We start from the raw sequence: 21,062 nt of genomic DNA, 5'->3' as shown, positions 1-21,062 counted from the left end.
AGCGGCTGATCATTGGGGACAACGGCGCCCAGCCTGTGGGTCGCCGGTGGACAACTTTGTGCACAGGGTGTGGATCGCCGAGTTGTCCACAGTCTGTGGAGATCGTTTGTCCACCAATCCACAGGCGGTTGACCTGGTCTGATGGTCTTTCAACAGACCGCGCTGTGGATGCGATCTGGACAACTTGGCGGTCCCCAGGATGTGGACGGCAAAAAGTCACTGAATCTGTGGAGGGCGGCCGTAACTCGGCCCGGATTCGAACAAGGGGTGGCTTGAGGGCGGCGGGGGCGGCGTGGAGGGGGTGGGGAGGGGGATGGGGTGAGGGGCCGTGGGATATGGCGTTCTGGGCGGGCGGAGGTCGGGTGGGAGGGCGTGGAGAAGGGCCGAGAGGGGCGTGGGAGGAGAGCGAGGAGGCGCCAGAGGGAGCGGCGGGTCTCTGTGCCCGGCGAGGGGCGGCAGGGCCTGTTAGGGGTGCTGAGGGCTTGGTGGAGGGTGATTCCCTGCCGCCGGGAGCGAGGGCGAGGGCGAGGGTGCGCCGGGCGGACTGAGGCCGGGCATGAGCGTGCGAGGTCGGCGAGGTCGGCGGCGACCGGCTCCGAGCCGGGCAGGAGCCGGGCGGGCGGCAGCAAGGCGGGCGCGTGTCAGGCGGGCGGAAGCGCGGCAGGTGGGCCGAAGCCCATCAGAGTCCAGTGGGCCGAAGTGCATCAGCCGGGCAGGAGCCGGGCGACCGGCGATCAGGCGTGAGCCGAAGGCGCCGCTGATCGCGGTGGCGTCGATCAGCGCGGTGGCGTCGATCAGCGCGGTGGCGTCGATCAGCGCGGTGGCGTCGATCAGCGCGGTGGCGTCGATCAGCGCGGCGGCGTCGATCAGCGCGGCGGCGTCGATCAGCGCGGCGGCGTCGATCAGCGCGGCGGCGTCGATCAGCGCGGCGGCTCACCCGCCCCCGCCCCGCCCCGCCCCCCGACGCCGCTCAGCCGTTCTTGATGCGGTTGGTCAGCTCCGTGACCTGGTTGTAGATCGAGCGCCGCTCGGCCATCAGATTGCGGATCTTGCGGTCCGCGTGCATCACGGTCGTATGGTCACGGCCGCCGAACAGCGCGCCGATCTTCGGCAGCGACAGGTCCGTCAGCTCACGGCACAGGTACATGGCGATCTGGCGGGCGGTGACGAGCGCCCGCCCGCGCGAGGTGCCGCACAGGTCCTCCACCGTCAGCCCGAAGTAGTCGGCGGTGGCGCTCATGATGGCCGTGGAGGTGATCTCGGGCGCCGAGTCCTCGCCGCCGGGGATCAGATCCTTGAGGACGATCTCCGTGAGGCCCAGATCCACCGGCTGCCGGTTGAGCGAGGCGAACGCGGTGACCCGGATCAGCGCGCCCTCCAGCTCACGGATGTTGCGCGAGATCCGGGAGGCGATGAACTCCAGCACCTCGGGCGGCGCGCTGAGCTGGTCCTGGACCGCCTTCTTGCGCAGGATCGCGATCCGGGTCTCCAGCTCGGGCGGCTGGACGTCGGTGATCAGACCCCACTCGAAACGGTTCCGCAGCCGGTCCTCCAGGGTGACCAGCTGCCGGGGCGGCCGGTCGGAGGAGAGCACGATCTGCTTGTTGGCGTTGTGCAGGGTGTTGAACGTGTGGAAGAACTCCTCCTGCGTCGACTCCTTGTCCGCGAGGAACTGGATGTCGTCGACGAGCAGGATGTCCATCTCGCGGTAGCGCTTGCGGAAGCTGTCGCCCTTGCCGTCGCGGATGGAGTTGATGAACTCGTTGGTGAACTCCTCCGAGCTGACGTACCGCACCCGGGTGCCCGGGTAGAGGCTGCGCGCGTAGTGCCCGATCGCGTGCAGCAGATGCGTCTTGCCGAGCCCCGACTCCCCATAGATGAACAGGGGGTTGTACGCCTTCGCGGGTGCCTCGGCGACCGCCACCGCGGCGGCGTGCGCGAACCGGTTCGAGGCGCCGATGACGAAGGTGTCGAAGAGGTACTTAGGGTTCAGCCGCGCGGTGGGTTCACCGGGTCCGGCGGCCGGCGCGGGCTGGGCGGCGAGCGGACCGGGGGTGCCGCCGGACGAGGGCAGCCCAGGGCCGCCGGGCCCGCCTCGATGACCACCGGGTCCACCGGACGGTTCCGGCAGCTCGCGGCGGGCGTCGCGCTGGTCGTAGCCGCCCCGGCCGGACTCGTACTCGGAGCGTGACGGGTCGTACTCGCCGCGCTGCTGCTCGTAGGGCGGGCGTTCCCGCTCGTAGCCGCCGCGCTCCGGCTGGCCGTACGCCGGGCGCTCGCGGCCGGGGCCGCGGTAGTCCGGTCCGCCGCCGTAGGAGTCGTGGGAGGCGTACGGGTCGCGGTCGGGGAAGCCGAGGCGCTGCTGCTGCCAGCCGTAGTCGTCCGGGGCGGACGGGCGCGGCCAGGCGCCGGGCTGGGGGCGCTGGTACTCCGACGGGTAGGCGGGACGGGCCGTGGGCAGCTGGTCGCCGGGGGAACCGGGGTGCTGGTCGGGGCGCGGACGGCCGTACCCGTCGTAGTCGGCGTCCCGCGCGGGGCCGTCGTACGAAGGGGGCTCATAGGAGCCGCCTTCGTAGGGAGCGCCCTCATAGGGGGCGGTCTCGCGGGGCGTCTCCTTGTACGCGTCGTTGTACGGCTCCTTGTAGGAGCCGCCCTCGTAGGGGGCGGACGGCAGCTCGGGCTCGTCGTAGCGCTGGGGGGTGGGCGGGGGCTCGCCCGCGGTGTCGTCGACGGTGATCGCGATCCGGATGGGACGGCCGCACTCGCGGCTCAGGGTCTCGCTGACGATCGGCGCGAGACGGCCCTCCAGTACGCCCTTCGCGAATTCGTTCGGTACGGCGAGCAGGGCGGTGTCCGCGACCAGCGCCAGCGGCTGGCAGCGGCGGATCCAGTGCTCGTCCTTGGACTCGACCCCCTGGCCGCGGCCCTCACCGAGGAGCTGATCGAGTACTCGTGGCCACACCGCGGCAAGATCGGCAGGTACGTCAGCCACAGGGCACGCTCTCTCATGGGTCCCACGAACGTGTGGTTCGCGGACGGGTCGGGACCGGGTGGACCGGAGGGGCCGGGCGGGGCGATCCCGCGCGGGCAGGGACAAGGGAACGAATCGGAGTCCAGTCACGGTAGTCAGGGCGACCCGTGCGGTTCAAGTTGTTGTCCCCAGGCTGTGGACAGTGTCTCCCAATGGCCGCTGGTTTGACCGGATGGCGTAGCCGCGCGTACCGTAACCAGGTCGAGTTGTCGATGGCTGCTGCCGCCTGCCTCCGATGGGCACAGGTCACGTCAGGTGATCGGAAAGCGGTGCACTCGGGCGTAACGCGAGCTACTCGTGGGCGCACGGTGACAGCCAGGACGGCACCCGCAAACCCCGATTTTTTTCTGGAGCCCCCGAGTGAGCAAGCGCACCTTCCAGCCGAACAACCGTCGTCGCGCGAAGACCCACGGCTTCCGGCTGCGTATGCGGACCCGCGCCGGCCGCGCGATTCTCGCGTCCCGCCGTAGCAAGGGTCGCGCCCGTCTGTCCGCCTGATCCCGATCAGGTCATGACGTCGTGCTGCCCACCGAGAACCGGCTGAGGCGGCGCGAGGACTTCGCGACCGCGGTACGACGAGGTCGCCGGGCAGGCCGCCCGACGCTCGTCGTCCACTTTCGTAGCGGTGCCACGGACCCGCACGCGCCTGGGGAGAGCGCTCCTCCGCCGCGTGCGGGTTTCGTCGTGAGCAAGGCTGTGGGAGGTGCGGTCGTACGCAACGCTGTCAAGCGCAGACTGCGTCATCTCATGCGCGACAGAGTGGCCCTGTTGCCCCCCGGTAGCCTGGTAGTGGTACGCGCGCTGCCCGGTGCGGGTGACGCCGACCATGCACAGCTGGCCCGAGACCTGGATGCCGCCCTGGAGCGGCTGCTGGGAGGGGGCGCCCGATGAAGTACCCGCTGCTGGCACTGATCAAGCTGTACCAGTGGACCATCAGTCCGTTGCTCGGGCCGGTGTGCAAGTACTACCCGTCGTGTTCCCACTACGGCTACACGGCCATCGACCGGCACGGAGCGATCAAGGGCACGGCACTGACCGCCTGGCGCATCCTCCGATGCAATCCGTGGTCGCTGGGCGGTGTGGACCATGTCCCGCCGCGCAAGCGTCCACGGTGGCACGAGATGCTGCGCGACGCGTGGCGAACACGCAAGGGCGGGTCCTCCGCCGCCGAACCGGCCACCGAAGAGACCTCTGCTTCGAGCCCGGCCGCAGAGACCTCGTCCCATGTCCAAGGAGCATGATTAGTGGACACGATTGCCAGCTTCTTCAGCTTCATCACCACACCCGTCTCATGGGTCATCGTCCAGTTCCACTCGCTGTACGGGGCGATCTTCGGACCCGACACGGGCTGGGCCTGGGGCCTGTCCATCGTGTCCCTGGTGATCCTCATCCGGATCTGTCTGATCCCGCTCTTCGTGAAGCAGATCAAGGCGACCCGGGCGATGCAGACGCTCCAGCCCGAGATGAAGAAGATCCAGGAGCGCTACAAGAACGACAAGCAGCGTCAGTCCGAAGAGATGATGAAGCTGTACAAGGAGACGGGCACCAACCCGCTCTCCTCGTGCCTTCCCATCCTGGCGCAGTCACCGTTCTTCTTCGCCCTGTACCACGTGCTGAACAGCATCGCGAACAACGACACCATCGGTGTGATCAACGAGCGGCTGCTGGCCAGTGCCCAGAAGGCGCACATCTTCGGTGCCCCGCTGGCGTCGAAGTTCACCGACGGTTCCGCCGAGGTGGAGGCGCTCGGCTCCTCGATCACCGATGTGCGGGTCGTCACCGCCATCATGATCATCCTGATGTCGCTGTCGCAGTTCTACACCCAGCGTCAGCTGATGACGAAGAACGTCGACACCACGGTGAAGACGCCGTTCATGCAGCAGCAGAAGATGCTGATGTACGTCTTCCCGGTCATCTTCGCCGTCTTCGGCATCAACTTCCCCGTCGGTGTCCTTGTCTACTGGCTGACCACCAACGTGTGGACCATGGGCCAGCAGATGTATGTGATCCACAACAACCCGACGCCGGGTTCCAAGGCCCAGGCCGCCTACCTGGACCGTCTGTACAAGCACGTCACCCACCACGGCAAGACCCGCAGTCGGCGTGAGCGCGCCATCGTCAAGGCGATCGTGGCCAAGGGCCGTGACCGCAATGACTACGAGCGGAAGTTCGTCACCGGGCTGGGCAAGGCCGGTCTCGCCCCCCAGACGGACGGCACCGTGATCAAGAGTGACAATGCCGTCACCGTGGAGCACGAGGACGGTACGACGACCACCACCGCGGCGACCCCCAAGCGCCAGCAGCCCAAGCGGCAGTCGAAGGCGCAGCGCCAGCACGGCGGTGCCAAGCCCGCGGGCGCCGGTGAGGAGACCTCTTCGCCGTCGCTCAGCAAGTCCGACGAGTCCGGCGACACCAAGCCGGGCGGTTCCGGTTCCGCCGGGAAGCAGTCCGCCAAGTCCGGCAACGGCTCCTCACGCAGCCGGGCCCAGTCCGGGCAGCGCAAGGGCGGCCCTCAGCGGCCCAAGTCCCCGACCAAGAAGTAAGAAGGAGTCCATCCCGTGACGGAAGGCACCACCTCCGCTGCTGCCGAGGGTGCAGACACCCTGACCCGCCTGGAGCAGGAGGGCGAGATCGCGGCGGACTACCTGGAGGGTCTGCTGGACATCGCCGATCTCGACGGCGACATCGACATGGACGTCGAGGGCGACCGAGCCTCTGTCTCGATCATCAGCGACGCGGGCGGCCGTGACCTGAACAAGCTCGTCGGCCGTGACGGTGAGGTGCTGGAGGCGCTCCAGGAGCTGACCCGTCTGGCCGTGCACCGGGAGACCGGGGACCGCAGCCGGCTGATGCTGGACATCGGCGGTTTCCGGGCCAAGAAGCGGGCCGAGCTGGCAGAGCTGGGCGCCAAGGCCGCGGCCGAGGTCAAGAGCAGCGGTTCCCCTGTGAAGCTGGATCCGATGACACCGTTCGAGCGCAAGGTCGTGCACGACGCGGTCAAGGCCGCCGGGCTGCGCAGCGAGTCCGAGGGCGAGGAGCCGCAGCGGTTCGTCGTCGTGCTGCCCGCCTGAGCGGTCCTTGGTTCCACGGCCCCGTCTGTAGCGCAGACGGGGCCGTACTTTGTCAGCCTGGAACCGAGCAGCCCGTTGCTGACGGCTGGCGGTCTCCGGTACATCCCGAGCACTGGTGGTCGGCGCCCGGCGCGCCGAAGCGGTATGGAAGGACGGTCCCCGTGACGGAGACAGCGGAGCTTCCCCCTGCGCCCGAGGAGGCGCGGGCGGTGTTTGGCGATCGCTTCACGGATGCGGTCCGCTATGCGGAGCTGCTCGCCGAGGCGGGTGTGCAGCGTGGTCTGATCGGGCCCCGGGAGGTTCCCCGGCTGTGGGCGCGGCATCTGCTGAACTGCGCGGTGCTCTCGGAGGTCGTCCCGGAGGGGGTCACGGTCTGCGATGTGGGCTCCGGGGCCGGGCTGCCGGGCATTCCGCTGGCGCTGGTCCGGGAGGACCTCAAGATCACCCTGCTGGAGCCGCTGCTGCGCCGCACCAACTTCCTCACCGAGGTCGTGGAGCTGCTCGGCCTGGACCATGTGACCGTGGTGCGTGGCCGGGCCGAGGAGGTCATGGGCACGCTGCCCCCGGTCCATGTGGTGACGGCTCGGGCGGTCGCTCCGCTGGACCGGCTGGCCACCTGGGGCATCCCTCTGCTGCGGCCCTACGGCGAGATGCTCGCCCTCAAGGGAGACACCGCGGAGGAGGAGCTGAAGGCGGCGTCCACCGCTCTGACCAAGCTCGGTGCGGTGGGGACCTCCATCCTCCATGTGGGTGAGGGCGTGGTCGATCCGCAGTCCACGGTGGTGCGGGTCGAGGTCGGGGAGAGCCCTGGGGGTGTCCGGTTCGCGGCCAAGCGGGCCAAGGCGGCCAGGACGGGACGGGCGCGTCGGCGGCGCTGAGACGGCATGGGACGGCATGGGGGCGGCTCTGGGAGGGCTCCGAGCCGGCTGTCCCGCAGGGGGCGGCGGATGAATGCCGCTGAAGAGTGTCGTACTCCACACAAGGTGCCAAAGTCTGGCAAGACGGAGTGTCGCGACAGTTCGACCCTCCGGCGCTGTGCATCGTGTTTCACGTGAAACGTCGCTCACTGCTGCACGGCATCATCAGTCGTGGCCGCGCCGCGGCCGAACCTCGCGACCGTAAGCCCCTCGGAGCCCTGCGCGAGTCGACCAACTCCGCCAAGGAGCGCGGTCAGTCCCTCCGTAGGGGCATGAAGTTGTCCACAGAGGTGGATTTCTCCACAGAAGAACAGGCCTCACTGGTTCACCACCCCGAAGGCATGGGAGGCTCTGTTCATTGCGAGCCTGAAGTCGAGGAGAGTGAATCCTTGCGGTCCGACGCCAACATCGCGGGACCGATGACCGATCCGGTCCCCGGTCCCCGCACCGAATCGACGGGAGCGGATGTTTCACGTGAAACACCGCCCCCGATGGACGACACTCCCATCGGTCGTGCTGCCCAGTTGGCAGTGGAGGCTCTGGGTCGCGCCGGCGAGGGCCTCCCACGTCCCGAGCAGACCCGCATCATCGTCGTCGCCAACCAGAAGGGCGGGGTGGGCAAGACGACGACAACCGTCAACCTCGCCGCTTCACTGGCCCTGCACGGCGGCCGTGTCCTGGTGGTCGACCTCGACCCCCAGGGGAACGCGTCCACCGCGCTCGGTATCGACCACCACGCCGAAGTGCCGTCCATCTACGACGTGTTGGTCGAGAGCAAGCCGCTCGCGGAGGTCGTCCAGCCGGTCCCCGATGTCGAGGGTCTCTTCTGCGCACCTGCCACGATCGATCTCGCCGGTGCGGAGATCGAGCTGGTCTCCCTGGTGGCACGAGAGAGCCGCCTCGAGCGGGCGATCCAGGCCTACGAGCAGCCGCTGGACTATGTCCTGATCGACTGCCCGCCCTCGCTCGGCCTGCTGACGGTCAACGCGCTCGTCGCCGGCCAGGAGGTCCTCATCCCGATCCAGTGCGAGTACTACGCACTGGAGGGACTGGGCCAACTGCTGCGCAATGTCGACCTGGTGCGGGGGCACCTCAACCCCGCCCTGCATGTCTCGACCATCCTGCTCACCATGTACGACGGCCGGACCCGACTGGCGTCCCAGGTCGCGGACGAGGTGCGCACCCACTTCGGCGACGAGGTGCTGCGGACGAGCATTCCCCGCTCCGTCCGTATCTCCGAGGCGCCGAGCTATGGGCAGACGGTGCTGACCTACGATCCGGGATCGAGCGGCGCCCTCTCCTATCTTGAGGCGGCCCGAGAAATCGCGCTGAGGGGTGTGGGCGTCTCCTATGACGCCACCCACGCCCATATCGGCGCCCAGAGTGATCCGAGCATGGTGGAGGGGATGCAGTGAGCGAGCGACGGAGGGGGCTGGGCCGAGGACTGGGTGCGCTGATCCCCGCTGCCCCGACCGAGAGGAACCCGGCACCGACCGGGACGGGAGGCGCCGCATCCGCGTCCCCGACATCCGTGCCGGTGCTGAACGACCGTGGCGTGGCCGCGGCGAAGGTGGCGACACTGCCGCCTGTTTCACGTGAAACAACGGAGCCGTCGGTCTTCGGAGGCCCTCAGCTTCCGGCGCCGCCGGTAGGCGCCCACTTCGCCGAGATCCCGCTGCACGCGATCGCACCGAACCCGCGCCAGCCGCGTGACTACTTCGACGAGGACGCTCTCAACGAGCTGGTCACCTCCATCAAGGAGGTGGGCCTCCTCCAGCCCGTCGTCGTCCGTCAGGTGGGCTCCGGCCGCTATGAGCTGATCATGGGTGAGCGGCGGCTGCGGGCCTGCCGCGAGGCCGAGCTGGAGGCGATCCCGGCGATCGTCCGGGCCACCGACGACGAGAAGCTGCTCCTGGACGCGCTGCTGGAGAACCTGCACCGCGCGCAGCTGAACCCGATCGAAGAGGCGGCGGCCTACGACCAGCTCCTCAAGGACTTCAACTGCACCCACGATCAGCTGGCCGACCGGATCGGCCGGTCCCGGCCGCAGGTCTCCAACACGCTGCGGCTGCTGCGGCTCTCCCCGAAGGTGCAGAGCCGGGTCGCCGCCGGGGTGCTCTCCGCCGGACACGCTCGGGCGCTGCTCTCCGTGGACGACCCGGAGGAGCAGGAGCGGCTCGCGCGCCGGGCGGTGGCGGAGGGGCTGTCGGTCCGGTCCGTCGAGGAGATCGTGAGCCTGATGGGCTCGCGTCCCCAGAAGGCCCAGAAGGGCAAGGGGCCGCGTGCCGGTGCCCGGGTCTCACCGGCCCTCAGCGATCTCGCCACCCGGCTCTCGGACCGCTTCGAGACACGGGTGAAGGTCGAGCTGGGGCAGAAGAAAGGCAAGATCACCGTCGAGTTCGCCTCCCCGGACGATCTGGAGCGCATCCTCAGCACCTTCGCCCCCGGCGAGCGGCTGCTCCTCCAGAAGAGCCTGCTGGAGAGCGACGACGACACTGACGACGAGGCCATGGAGGACTGAGTCGTGCGTCGGCCGGGGCGTGGAACAGCGCGTCCGGCCGACGGTCTGGCCGGGCCGGAAGCGGTCCGGACGGGCGTGGGGCGGGTGGTGTCCGGTGTGTACCGGGACGCGACCCGCTCTTTGCTTTCTGGCGGTATCCGGTGGAATCGCATCGTGGATACCATGCGGTCGGGTATGGCGCGCCCACCTGGTGGAACCGCTGAACGGCAGGCGCTGGCCGTGCGCATGATGAGTCGGGCCGGACTGGTGAGCGCGGGGCTGGCGCTGGCGGCGGTCGGTGCAGTCGTCGGCGTTCTGCTCAGGGAAGCGCTCTGACAGCCGCCCGCGATGACGCGGGCGAAGGAAGCGAGGAACAGCCTTCATGGGGCGCCGGCTCGTACCGCTCACGCTGGACAACCTTCAGGATCTGCCCAGGCGCTGCCGCTCCTGTGTCTTCTGGGAACTGGACCCGGTCAGCGGAGAAGCCGCGGTGAAGGACGGTACGGCCGCGATGGAGAAGGAGTCCTGGATCTCCGCCGTGCTGCTGGACTGGGGGTCCTGCGGACGGGTCGTCTATGTGGACGACACCCCCGTGGGCTTCGTCCTCTACGCGCCGCCCGCCTATGTCCCCCGCTCCGCCGCCTTCCCCACGAGCCCGGTGTCGTCCGACGCCGTCCAACTGATGACGGCCTTCATCATGCCGGGATATCAGGGGCAGGGGCTGGGCCGGGTGATGGTCCAGACGGTCGCCAAGGACCTGCTGCGGCGGGGCTTCAGGGCGATCGAGGCGTTCGGTGACACGCGCTGGAGGGAACCGGCGTGTGTGCTCCCCGCCGATCATCTGCTGGCGGTGGGCTTCAAGACGGTCCGCCCGCACCCCACCTCTCCCCGGCTGCGACTGGAGCTGCGGACCACGCTGTCCTGGCGGGAGGACGTGGAGATGGCCATCGACCGGCTCTTGGGCGGGGCCCGGAAGGAACCGGTGCTCCGGCCCCTGTGAGGGCCGCGCATGGACGAAGGGGCCGACCCTCTCGGATCGGCCCCTTCATGTTTCACGTGAAACATCGCCACGGCGATGTCACGACCGCCTAGGCAATGACATCACTCGGCGATGAAGTCCTCGAGGTCGCGCAGGATCGCGGCCTTCGGCTTGGCACCGACGATGGTCTTGGCGACCTCGCCGCCCACATAGACGTTCAGGGTCGGGATGGACATGACGCCGTACTTGGCGGCCGTCCCCGGGTTCTCGTCGATGTTCAGCTTGACGATCTCGATCTTCTCGCCGTGCTCCTTGGCGATCGCCTCCAGCGACGGCGCGATCTGGCGGCACGGACCGCACCAGGCGGCCCAGAAGTCCACCAGAACAGGCTTGTCGCTCTTGAGGACGTCCTGCTCGAAGGAATCGTCGGTCACATGCTTCAGATCGGCCACAGCGGGCTCCTTACGTGAGGTGGGGGAGGAAGAGGGTCGGGTCAGACCGCGACGGTCTTCTCGGGCTCGGCCTGCTCCTGGTCGGCGAGCGCGGCGAGATGACGCTCGGCGTCCAGGGCGGCGGAACAACCCGTACCGGCCGCCGTGATCGCCTGGCGGTAGGTGTGGTCGACGACGTCGCCCGCGGCGAAGACACCCGTCAGGTTGGTCCGGGTCGAGGGGGACTCGACCTTCAGATAGCCCTCTCCGTCGAGGTCGAGCTGTCCCTTGAACAGCTCGGTACGCGGGTCGTGGCCGATCGCGATGAACAGACCCGTGGCCGGCAGCTCCGACAGCTCACCGGTCTTGACGTTCCGCAGCTTCAGCCCCGTGAGCTTCTGGTCGCCCTGGATCTCCGCGACCTCGCTGTCCCAGATGAACTTGATCTTCGGGTCGGCGAAGGCACGGTCCTGCATCGCCTTGGAGGCACGCAGGCTGTTCCGGCGGTGGACGATCGTGACCGACTTGGCGAACCGCGACAGGAAGGTGGCCTCCTCCATCGCGGTGTCACCGCCGCCGATCACGGCGATGTCGTGGTCCTTGAAGAAGAACCCGTCACAGGTGGCGCACCAGGAGACGCCCCGGCCGGAGAGCGCGTCCTCGTTCGGCAGACCCAGCTTGCGGTGCTGCGAGCCCGTGGCGACGATGACGGCCTTCGCCCGGTGCACGGTACCGGCGGTGTCCGTGACGGTCTTGATCTCACCGGAGAGGTCGACGGACACGATGTCGTCGGGGATCAGCTCGGCCCCGAAACGCTCGGCCTGGGCGCGCATGTTGTCCATCAGCTCGGGACCCATGACGCCGTCCTGGAAGCCGGGGAAGTTCTCCACCTCCGTGGTGGTCATCAGCGCTCCGCCCGCGGTGACCGCACCCTCGAACACCAGGGGCTTCAGCGACGCGCGTGCGGTGTACAGGGCCGCCGTGTATCCGGCGGGCCCGGAGCCGATGATGATCACGTTACGAACGTCGCTCACGGCTGGATTCCTCGTCTCTGGGACTCGTCGGTTGCCCGTGGGGGTCCTTCTCAGGACTCTCTTCCCACCCAACGGATACTAAGGGTCCAGCATTCCCGCTGTGTCCGGGCACACGGAGGACCGCCCCGGACTCTGCTCAGGGATGCGCGTACGAGCTCTGGAAGAGGATCTTCGCGATCTCGGCGGAGGCCCGCTTGATACAGCTGGAATCCATGATGTACGCCGTGACCCGGCTGATGTCATTGGCGTCGGGCAGCACCACGAGCATCGCGTCGGTGCCCTTGTAGACGCCCTCGTCGACGGCCAGTGCGGTGTCCCGGCGGCCGATGCCACTACGGACACAGTCGGGCACCGAGGGTGTCTGGAGGACCCGGGGAGGGTCCAGCTGGCCCTCCGCCTCCAGGCTGCCCTTCGGGGTCCGGGGGTCCCCGCCACCGTCCGTCGTCTGCCCCTCGACGCGATCGGTGGCGAGCAGATCGGACACCTGGCGCTCCAGGTTCTCCGTGGAGAAGGTGTCGGTCGTCGTCGCCGCGGGATCGCCGTTCGCCTGCGGTCCGGAGGCGCCGCCGCTCATGAGTGAGGACAGCAGGACCGAGCCGAGCCCTAGGGCAGCTGCCGCGAAGGCGGCACCGATCACGGTCGTCCGGCGGCGCCTCGTGCGGTCCTGCTGCTTGCGGCCGGGGCCGGTGGTGGCGGGACGGGCGTGTCCGGCGGGGCGGTCGGAGGGCGTCGATGTTTCACGTGAAACATGCGGTGGGCTGCCGTCGGGACGGGAGGGTGCGTCGGCGGAGTGCGATGTTTCACGTGAAACAGTGGCGGCGGACGGTGTTTCACGTGAAACGGTCACGGTGCCCGGTGTTTCACGTGAAACGTGAATGCCGTCGCCGACCGATGGCTGAAGCGCCTCGGCCGCGAGCGCCGCGTCGATCCGTGCGGCGACCTCGGCGGGCATGGGCAGGGGCTCCGGACTCTCGCCCAGGAGTCCGCGGATCTCCTCCAGTGAGGCGTACACGTCCGCGCACAGCTCACAGATGTCCAGGTGCCGCTGGAGGTCCGCGCTCTGTGACGGAGGCAGCAGGCCCTCGGTGAGGTCGGAGATCTCGCCGACGTCCGGGTGTTCCGTCATGTCCGTCGTCGATGTCACGCTCGCCCACCTCCGCCCTTCACAGCAGCTGAATCACTTGGTCCGACCTGACGGGACTCGGCTTCGGGGGGTCCCGCTGCCGGTGGGACGGATGCCCCCGGCGTCCGGTTCCGTTCTGCGCCGCCCACGTCGTCGCCGGTGCTGTCCGGCCGTAGATGGGTGAGCAGGGGGAGGAGTCTGGCTCTGCCCCGGGCGCAACGGCTCTTCACCGTGCCGACGGGGACATCGAGAATCCGGGCGGCCTCGGCCACGGGATAGCCCTGCATGTCCACCAGGACCAGAGCCGCCCGCTGATCGGCGGGCAGGGTCACCATCGCCTCGATCAGCTGACGGTGCAGATCCTTGCGCTCGGCCGGAGCGGACGCGGACTCGTGGGGCTCCAGGAGCTGTTCCAGCCGTTCGGTGTCGTCCACCGGCGCGGTCCTGCGGGAGGCGGCCTTGCGGGCCCGGTCCAGACAGGCGTTCACCGTGATCCGGTGCAGCCAGGTCGTGACGGCCGCCTTGCCCTGGAAGGTGTGGGCGGCCCGGTAGGCGGAGACCAGGGCGTCCTGCACGGCGTCGGCGGCCTCCTCGCGGTCCCCGAGAGTGCGCAGGGCGACCGCCCAGAGACGGTCGCGGTGACGCCGGACGATCTCACCGAAGGCATGTGGATCGCCCTCGACATGACGGGCGAGGAGGTCCCGGTCGTCCACGCCGCCGAAGCCGACGTCGTCCGCCATCCGACCTCCCCCTCCGTGATGTCGTCAGCCGGTGAACTTCAGATCGGTGATGGCCTGCTTGTACCCCGGATCACTGAACTGGTCCCCCGGGGCATGGGGCAGCGCCGTGAACCACACGAGGACGTACCGGCTCGCCACGGGCTTGTCGATCTGCACCTGCGCCGAGGTGTCGCTGGTGGTGACCGAGCCCAGCTCGGTCATCGACGAGATCGGCACCGAGGAACTCAGCGAGTCCGTCGCGTACAGCGAGACCTTGGTGTGGTCGCCGCCGAAGAGCAGACCGATGTCCGCCGCCTTGACCTCGCGCTCGGTGCCGAGGTCGTAGACGATGCCGACGCCGGGCTTGAAGCCCGGGTTCATCTCCGGTCCGTCGACGAAGCTCTTCGTGCGCCAGTAGGTGGACGTGTCGCCGTCGTAGGTGTGCGACACCTCGTCCGCCGCCTGGGCGGAGCCCTTGGCCACATACTCCTGCGCGCTGGCGATCTCTATCGGGGGCGCGGGCTTCGGGGACTCCCCGTTGGTCTTGTCCTCGCCGTCCGTCGTCTGGGTCTGGTTGGCGTCGCCGGACTTGCCCTGGTCCAGCAGCGCGTCCGCGAGCTGCCAGCTGCCCAGGCCCAGCGCGGCCAGCAGCAGCGCCGAGACGGCCCACTTCAGGGCCTTGCCGGTACGGCTCTGGAGCGGGGGCGGCGGCGGGGTGACCGGCTGGGTCTCCCTGGGGTGCGGCGTCTGACGGCCGTACGAGCCCTGCTGGTACGTGGTGCGCTGATAGTCCGGCGGGGCGGTGAAGGACGGCTCCGGGGGGCGGATGCGGGGCATCTCGCCGATCGCCTTGACCAGTTCCTCCGGGGTCGTGCACGCCGCCTCGTGCCGGGAGGCGGTGGCGCCGTCGTTGGCCAGGGCGCGCATCGCCAGCTCCGACAGCCCGCGGTGCACTCCGGCCCGGACCTGGTCCGGGGCGATCAGACCGACGCCCTTCGGCAGCCCGGACAGCCCGTGGGCGTCGCTCTCGTACGGCCAGCGCTGGGTCAGTGAGGCGTACAGCAGGGCGCCGATCGCCTCGGTGTCGGTGCGCTGCGGGGAGCCGGAGGCGATGCCGCGCAGGGCGGCGTTGACCGCGAGACCGCGCAGGCGCCACTGACCGGTGGAGGTGCGCAGTACGGCGTTGGGGTTGAGCCGCAGATGGGCGAGGCCCTCGCGGTGCGCGGCGGCCATGGCGGCGGAGACCTGACTGACCATCTGGTAGGCGTCGTGCGGCTCCAGCGGGCCCGCGGCGAGCAACGCGGTCAGCTCGGTGGCGTCGGGCAGCCACTCATGGACGACGTAGACGAGGTCGTTCTCCTCGACGGCGTCGAGGACTTGGACGAACCGGGGGTCGCCCAGCAGCGCGGAGGAACGGGCCGCCGCGAGGACGGACCGGGCCCGGGTGTGCTGCGCGGGCAGGATGTGCACACCGACGGCCCGGCGGAGTTTCTCGTCCACCGCTCGCCAACTGCTGAATCCGTCCAGACGGGTGACGCACTCCTCCAGGCGGTAGCGTCTGGCGAGTTTGTGACCGCTGTGCAGTTCCGTTGGTGAGGCCGACCCGGGCTGCTCGCTCCCGCCACTCCCCTGTGCCTCGTCGTGCTCCGTGGCCTGCTCCTTCTGGTCCACCCCGTCGGCCGTGGACTGGTCCGCCTGGTCCGGCTGGTCCGGCTCGGCGGTCGGCGGCTGGTCTCCGCCGTTGTCTGCCACGTCGACGGCAGCCCTGCTCCGTTCCGCCACCGTCGTCCCTGCCTCCCCATCCGTTGCGTCTCGTACGACGCCGAAACCAATTGTGCCCACAGTCCGCCGTTATGCACGACACACGATGGCGGATGAAGGTTGTGCGGCTGTCCCTCTCAACGCCCCAGACGCCCGCGGACCATGCCCACCATCGAGTTCAGCTCCTCGATGCGCATCCGGCGGGACGCGACGTAGAAGATGCCGAGGAGCACTGCCCCGCCGCCGAGCAGTGCGGCGAACGAACCGAGGACGCCCTGACCGAGGCTCCGGGTGATGGCGTAGCAGGCCGCGCCGCCGAGCAGCGCTCCCGGGACGGCCGCGATGCTGAGCCGGGCGTAGGTGCGCAGCACCCGGGAGCCGTCGAGGTCGCCGCCGAGCCGCTTGCGCAGCCGGCTCCAGGCGACGCCGACCCCGATGACATAGGCGAGCCCGTAGGAGGCGGCCATGCCGATCACGGCCCAGCGGGCGGGCAGGAGCAGGAAGCACAGCGCGGACGCCCCGGCGTTGACGGCGGCCACGATGACGGTGTTGTAGAAGGGCGTCCGGGTGTCCTCGTACGCGTAGAAGGCGCGCAGGACGACGTACTGCACGGAGTACGGGATGAGGCCGATGCCGAAGGCCATCAGCATGTAGCCCATGTTGGTGGCGGCGCCGGTGCCGGAGGAGCCGAAGATCAGGGTGCACATCGGGACGCCGAGGGCCACGAACCCGAAGGAGATCGGGACGATGGCGACGGCCGTGGTGCGCAGGCCCTGGGAGATGTCGTCGCGGACGGCTCCGGCGTCGTCCTCGTGGGCCGAGCGGGAGATCCGCGGGAGCAGGGCGGCCATCAGGGAGACGGTGATGATGGCCTGCGGGAGGCCCCAGATCAGCTGGGCGTTGGCGTAGGCGCTGAAGCCCGTACCGGCGATGTCGGTGTCGGAGACGGCGGCGGTGGCCAGCTGGGTGACGACCAGGGCGCCCGCCTGGTTGGCGAGCACGAACAGGATGGTCCACTTGGCGAGCATCGCGGCCTTGCCCAGGCCGTGGCCCTTCCAGTCGAAGCGCAGCCGCATCCGGAAGCCGGTCTCACGCAGATACGGGATCATCGCGAGGGACTGCACGACCAGGCCGAGCAGGACGCCGATGCCGAGGAGGCGCTCGCCCTGCGGCGGGATGTTGTCGACGGTCATCCCGGAGTCGGCGGCGCTGCCGTAGACCCACAGGAACATGCCGAGGGTGGCGATGATGACGACGTTGTTGAGGACCGGCGTCCACATCATCGCGCCGAACCGGCCGCGGGCGTTGAGGATCTGGCCCATCACCACATGGACGCCCATGAAGAAGATCGTGGGCAGGAAGTAGCGGGTGAAGGTGATCGCGGCCTCGTTGGCCGCCGGGTTGGTCGCGACCGGGTTCGACAGGGCCCGCACCAGGAACGGCGCGCCGAGCACGGCGAGCACGGTCAGCAGCCCGAGGACGACCATGACGAGGGTCAGCAGCCGGTTGGCGTACGCCTCGCCGCCGTCCTCGTCGTCCTTCATGGCCCGTACCAGCTGCGGGACGAAGACCGAGTTGAGACCGCCGCCGACGGTCAGGATGTAGATCATGGTGGGCAGCTGGTAGGCGACCTGGAAGGTGTCGCCGAGCAGGCCCACGCCCAGCGCGGAGACGATCAGCGCCGAGCGGATGAAGCCGGTGAGCCGCGACACCATGGTGCCCGCGGCCATCACCGCGCTGGACTTCAGCAGCCCGCCCGCCCGGCCGGTCTTCTTCGGCGCGGCGGTCGTGGTGGCGGCGGGCGCGGGCGCCTCCTGCGGCTCAGAAGACGGGCTCTCGGGCTGCTGGTACGGGCCCGGCGAGCCGCCGTACGGGGTCTGCGGGGCGGTCTGCCGCACCTCGGCGTAGTGCTGCGGCGCCTGCTGGTACTGCGGGGCGGCGTACTGCGCCTGCTGCTGGGCGGCGGCCTCCGGATACGCGGTCTGGCCGTATCCGGCGTGCGGGCCCGCGGTGTTCTGGGCCGGTGCGTAGGACGCGTTCTGGTAGCCGTCGGCCTGTGCGTGAGGGGGCCCCGGCGGGGCGTGGGCCGGGCCGGGCACCGCCGGGTGGTCCGTCCGTACCCCGCTGTGCTGCTGGTCGCGGAAGAGATGGGCGAAGGCGTCGTGCTCCGGGCGCTGGTCGCCGGCCTGGGTGACGAGGTCGTCGACGCCCACGTACTGGGTGGTGCGCGGATCGTCGCCGTGCGGCAGATACGGGGTGGGACCCTCCGGCTCCGGGGCGGGCGTCTGCGCCCACACCCGCGGATCGGGGGCGTACGGCGACTGCTGCGGCTGTCCGTACATCGGCTGCGGGGGGTAGGTGCCGGGGGGCGGCGGCGGGTGCGCGGCGCGGTCGTAGAGCGCCTCGGCGACCGGGTCCTGCGCGGTGAGGTCCTGTGCCCGGTAGGGGTCCTGGTCGTAGGCGTCCTGGAGGTACATGTCCGGCGCGGGCTGCGGCGGGACCTGGCCGGGCTCGGGCGGCGGACCCTCGGGGTGGCCCGAGCTGCCCGCGGCCTGGCCGCGGTCACCCTCGTACGGCGCGTTCATCGTTACCCCACCTCATCGTCCCGGGCCGACGGGCCACGACATTCAACGGTCCACTCTCTCACCCGTCCGGGACGGGTCGGTGCTTTCCGCTGCGGTGTCCGGCGCCGGGTCACTCGGCTGCTGAGGGTCGTGTGCCCCCGGCCGGGTGCCGGACTCCTCCGTGTGAGGGTCCTGGGAGTCCTGGGAGTCAGGACGGTGCTCGGGGGGTGCGGAGTTCTCGGTGGGGGCGGCGGGTGCCGGGGACCCCGGGTCGGTGCCGGAGGGGTCGGCGGCCTGGGGGGCGTCCGGGTCGGGCGGGCTCTCCTGGGCGTCGCCGTCGCCGTCGGTGTCGGTGTCGTCCCGACCGTCCCGACCGTCCTGGCCGTCCGGACCGTCGCCGGACGGCTCCCGGGCCGCCCGCTTGCGCTGGGTGTACATCCTGAACCCGGCCAGCACCAGGAGCAGGACCCCGCCGCCGATCACCAGCATCACCGTGGCGGTGATCTCGGTGACCTTCACATCGAACGTGACCGGGTCGCCGTACGCCTGGCCGTCCTCGGTGAACAGCTGGGCGATCACCGTGACCCGGCCGTTGGCGTTGGCCGAGGTGTCGAACTTGACCGACTGGCTGTGTCCGCCGGAGACGGAGACCGGCTGCTCGGCGTAGGTGTTGCCGCCGATCTCCAGCCGGGTGGGGCTGGTGGAGGTGAGCCGCAGCACCAGATGGTCGACGCCCTGCACCAGGTTGTTCTGCACGGTCACCGGGATGGTGGCGCTGCGGCCGGAGAGCTTGGTCTCCGACTTCTGGATCAGGCTGACCTGGCCCGCGAGGGCGTTGAGATAGTTCTCCACGCCGTTGCGGAACCCGGCGGCCTCGGTGGCGCGGCCCCGCCAGGAGGTCGACATCTCACGGTTCATGGCCCGCCCGAACGGGGTCACCACACGGGACTCGTCGGTGAGGATCACCTTGAAGTTGTCCAGCTTGTCCTGCGTGGTGGCGATCTCCTCGAACGCCGTGCCCGGCAGTTCCTGCTTGCGCAGCGAGGACGGGTACTGGGAGGCGGACGGCACCTTCGTGGTGGCGCCCGGGTCGGGCCGGGCCTCGGCGGTCGCGGTGAGGCTCTGCGCCTCGGACCAGCCGCTGCTCTGGAGCGTGGTCACCGCCTGGGCCATGGCACGGGCCTGGCTCGCGGTCGGCATCCGGTCGGGGGCGACGAGGATGCTGCGCTGCTGGTCCGACTGGAGGTTCAGCATCAGGCTCTGCGACAGGAAGGTCTGCACGGCGAGCGAGTCCGCCGACGCGGTCGTCAGATCGCCCTCGAAGGCGGTGGACAGCCGGGCGTCCGCCACCACGGCCGTGGTCCCGCCGCCGATCGGCCGGGCCGACGAGGGGGTGTACGGCAGCTCGCCGGTCTCCTCCAGGCTGTCGCTGCGGGCGATCACCGTGTCCGCCCCGGCCGAGGTGGCGACCTTCACGATCGACGGGTCGACCGCGCCGTCCACGGGCCAGGCGAAGTCGGTGACCGGCTGGACGTGCAGGATCGTGTGGACGGTGTTGGCGATGACGTCCGTGGCCTCCTTGAGGCGGCTGAGGGAACCGGTGACGTTCGTGCCGTTGTGCGCGAGGGAGGCGAGATCCGGGTCGCCGAACGGGAGCGCGACGACCTCCTTGCCCGCCACCGCGCCCTGGAGGTCGGCCAGCCACTGCTTGGCGACCGCCTGGTGGGTGCCCGGGGTCGTGGTGCCTCCCGGGCCGCGCACCTCGTAGGTGCGGGTCATGGCGTCCACGGAGGCGAGCAGATCGGGGTCGATCACCCAGGTGACGTCGAGGTCCTTGCCGAGCGCCACCATCTGCTCGAGACGGCCGCCGGGGGCGATCTCCTTGGCGAGGTCGTCGTCGAGGAAGACCGGCGTCTGCTGTTCGTTGGAATCGGTCTGCGCGGTCATGTGGACGGTGGAGATCAGCGGCCACAGGAACGTGGTCCTCGTCCGCGTGTCGGTGCCGTCCGGCTGCCACGGCAGGAACGTGCGCTGGAAGCCCAGTACCTGCTCCCACGGCTGCGCGGAGGTCTGGCCGGACAGCGCCACGCCCAGCTGGTAGACGCCTGCGCTGCCGAGGTCCAGGTCGTCGACCGGGACGGAGAGGGTGAAGGGCTGGGCGACGCCGGGGGCGAGCCGCTCGAAGTCCATGGAGTGGTCGTCACCGACCGGGGTGCCGTCCGCGCCCGAGGTGTACCCGGTGCGCTCGGCGGCGTCGTCGATGTCGGACCGGGTGTTCAGCTTCGGGCCGATCCGCAGATCCACGGTGGCGTCCGTGACGGTCTGCTTGCCGTTGTTGGTGACCGTCCCGGAGACCGTCACGGTGTCCCCGCCGCCCGGGATGCTCGGTGTGACCGAGTCCACCGAGACGCCGACGGTACGGGAGCCCGTGGCGGCCTGTGCGGAGGTCTCCGCGGCGGTCCGACCGGCCGCCTGGGCGGACGGCGCTGCGGGCAGCTGGAGCAGGCCCGTCAGCAGCGGCACGCCCGTGAGCAGGACTCCTGTGCGCCGTAGCCAACGGCGGGCACGCGCGGGACGCGTCCCTGGGATGTCTGCCGCATCGGCCACGCGCTCGCCCGTCCCTCGTCGTCGTCAGTGCTCGTCGGAATGTGCGTCCACGCATGGTAACGATGCCCGCTGAGGGGAAGTGCCGCGGACTGCTCCACAAGATCGGGAAAGCGTTGCGGGGCGCTTCTATGTGCACGTATTGAGGCGCCTCTATGTGCACGTATTAAGGGGAGGGCGGCAAATAGGGGGGATAAGGAGGAGGTGAAGAGGAGGAGGGAGAGCGGGAGGGTGTCGGCCTCCCAGGCGTGCCCGAGCCCGGCCCCGGGTCCCGCCCCCGCTGGCCCCGGGTTCCGCCCCCGCTGGCCCCGGGTCCCGCCCCCCATTT

The 21,062-nt window shown here is 69.8% G+C and carries 17 protein-coding genes; 9 read left to right on the top strand and 8 right to left on the bottom strand.

The genetic code is table 11. The annotated features are described in order from the left end of the window. Positions 1–970: 970 nt before the first annotated feature. The gene (dnaA, locus tag AB0D49_RS07940) at positions 971–2,992 is read right to left on the bottom strand and encodes a chromosomal replication initiator protein DnaA (protein WP_362752563.1); all 2,022 of its coding nucleotides are present in this window, start codon (positions 2,990–2,992) and stop codon (positions 971–973) included. A 399-nt stretch (positions 2,993–3,391) separates the two neighbouring features. Here dnaA and rpmH point away from each other — a divergent pair, with 399 nt between their 5' ends. The 9 genes from rpmH (at position 3,392) to AB0D49_RS07895 (ending at position 10,519) form a co-directional block, all read left to right on the top strand. After that, on the top strand, positions 3,392–3,529 hold the full coding sequence (gene rpmH / locus AB0D49_RS07935) for a 50S ribosomal protein L34 (protein WP_003956500.1): 138 nt from the start codon (positions 3,392–3,394) through the stop codon (positions 3,527–3,529). 21 nt (positions 3,530–3,550) lie between these two features. Continuing rightward, positions 3,551–3,922: a ribonuclease P protein component gene (rnpA, locus tag AB0D49_RS07930; protein WP_362752560.1), complete on the top strand. Its 372-nt coding sequence runs from the start codon at positions 3,551–3,553 to the stop codon at positions 3,920–3,922. Further along, positions 3,919–4,272 (top strand): membrane protein insertion efficiency factor YidD, encoded by a 354-nt coding sequence (yidD, locus tag AB0D49_RS07925; RefSeq protein WP_362752557.1) that lies wholly within the window; start codon positions 3,919–3,921, stop codon positions 4,270–4,272. Before rnpA ends, yidD begins: the two co-directional genes overlap by 4 nt. Positions 4,273–4,275: 3 nt before the next feature. Further along, positions 4,276–5,574 (top strand): membrane protein insertase YidC, encoded by a 1,299-nt coding sequence (gene yidC / locus AB0D49_RS07920; protein ID WP_362752553.1) that lies wholly within the window; start codon positions 4,276–4,278, stop codon positions 5,572–5,574. A gap of 15 nt (positions 5,575–5,589) precedes the next feature. Then, positions 5,590–6,102, top strand: a complete 513-nt coding sequence (locus AB0D49_RS07915) for a R3H domain-containing nucleic acid-binding protein (RefSeq protein ID WP_362752550.1) — start codon at positions 5,590–5,592, stop codon at positions 6,100–6,102. A gap of 161 nt (positions 6,103–6,263) precedes the next feature. Beyond that, positions 6,264–6,980 carry a 16S rRNA (guanine(527)-N(7))-methyltransferase RsmG gene (rsmG, locus tag AB0D49_RS07910; RefSeq protein WP_362752547.1) on the top strand — a complete coding sequence of 239 codons (717 nt, stop codon included), beginning with the start codon at positions 6,264–6,266 and terminating at the stop codon, positions 6,978–6,980. A gap of 380 nt (positions 6,981–7,360) precedes the next feature. After that, positions 7,361–8,434 (top strand): ParA family protein, encoded by a 1,074-nt coding sequence (locus AB0D49_RS07905; protein ID WP_362753416.1) that lies wholly within the window; start codon positions 7,361–7,363, stop codon positions 8,432–8,434. Beyond that, positions 8,431–9,540 (top strand): ParB/RepB/Spo0J family partition protein, encoded by a 1,110-nt coding sequence (locus AB0D49_RS07900; protein ID WP_362752544.1) that lies wholly within the window; start codon positions 8,431–8,433, stop codon positions 9,538–9,540. The genes AB0D49_RS07905 and AB0D49_RS07900 overlap by 4 nt, the downstream gene beginning before the upstream one ends. A gap of 361 nt (positions 9,541–9,901) precedes the next feature. Further along, complete coding sequence (locus AB0D49_RS07895) at positions 9,902–10,519, top strand: GNAT family N-acetyltransferase (protein ID WP_362752541.1); 618 nt, start codon at positions 9,902–9,904, stop codon at positions 10,517–10,519. Between the two features lie 101 nt (positions 10,520–10,620). Here AB0D49_RS07895 and trxA read toward each other — a convergent pair whose 3' ends face one another. The 7 genes from trxA to AB0D49_RS07860 all read right to left on the bottom strand — a co-directional run bounded on the left by trxA (position 10,621) and on the right by AB0D49_RS07860 (position 20,737). After that, complete coding sequence (gene trxA / locus AB0D49_RS07890) at positions 10,621–10,950, bottom strand: thioredoxin (protein ID WP_362752538.1); 330 nt, start codon at positions 10,948–10,950, stop codon at positions 10,621–10,623. Between the two features lie 41 nt (positions 10,951–10,991). Then, on the bottom strand, positions 10,992–11,963 hold the full coding sequence (trxB, locus tag AB0D49_RS07885; RefSeq protein ID WP_362752534.1) for a thioredoxin-disulfide reductase: 972 nt from the start codon (positions 11,961–11,963) through the stop codon (positions 10,992–10,994). 136 nt (positions 11,964–12,099) lie between these two features. Next, a complete protein-coding gene (locus AB0D49_RS07880; protein WP_362752531.1) occupies positions 12,100–13,107 on the bottom strand; it encodes a hypothetical protein in 1,008 nt (335 codons plus the stop codon). Beyond that, positions 13,104–13,826: an RNA polymerase sigma factor SigM gene (sigM, locus tag AB0D49_RS07875; RefSeq protein WP_362752528.1), complete on the bottom strand. Its 723-nt coding sequence runs from the start codon at positions 13,824–13,826 to the stop codon at positions 13,104–13,106. Before sigM ends, AB0D49_RS07880 begins: the two co-directional genes overlap by 4 nt. 24 nt (positions 13,827–13,850) lie before the next feature. Next, the gene (locus AB0D49_RS07870; RefSeq protein WP_362752525.1) at positions 13,851–15,587 is read right to left on the bottom strand and encodes a protein kinase family protein; all 1,737 of its coding nucleotides are present in this window, start codon (positions 15,585–15,587) and stop codon (positions 13,851–13,853) included. 116 nt (positions 15,588–15,703) lie between these two features. Next, positions 15,704–18,151: a murein biosynthesis integral membrane protein MurJ gene (gene murJ, locus AB0D49_RS07865; RefSeq protein ID WP_362752522.1), complete on the bottom strand. Its 2,448-nt coding sequence runs from the start codon at positions 18,149–18,151 to the stop codon at positions 15,704–15,706. Between the two features lie 42 nt (positions 18,152–18,193). Further along, the gene (locus AB0D49_RS07860) at positions 18,194–20,737 is read right to left on the bottom strand and encodes a DUF6049 family protein (protein WP_362752519.1); all 2,544 of its coding nucleotides are present in this window, start codon (positions 20,735–20,737) and stop codon (positions 18,194–18,196) included. Positions 20,738–21,062 lie beyond the last annotated feature (325 nt).

The organism is Streptomyces sp. NPDC048290, from assembly GCF_040652095.1.
Classification (GTDB): domain Bacteria; phylum Actinomycetota; class Actinomycetes; order Streptomycetales; family Streptomycetaceae; genus Streptomyces.
The sequence above is the reverse complement of the archived record's forward strand: the minus strand, read 5'-3'. Positions and strand labels throughout refer to the sequence as shown.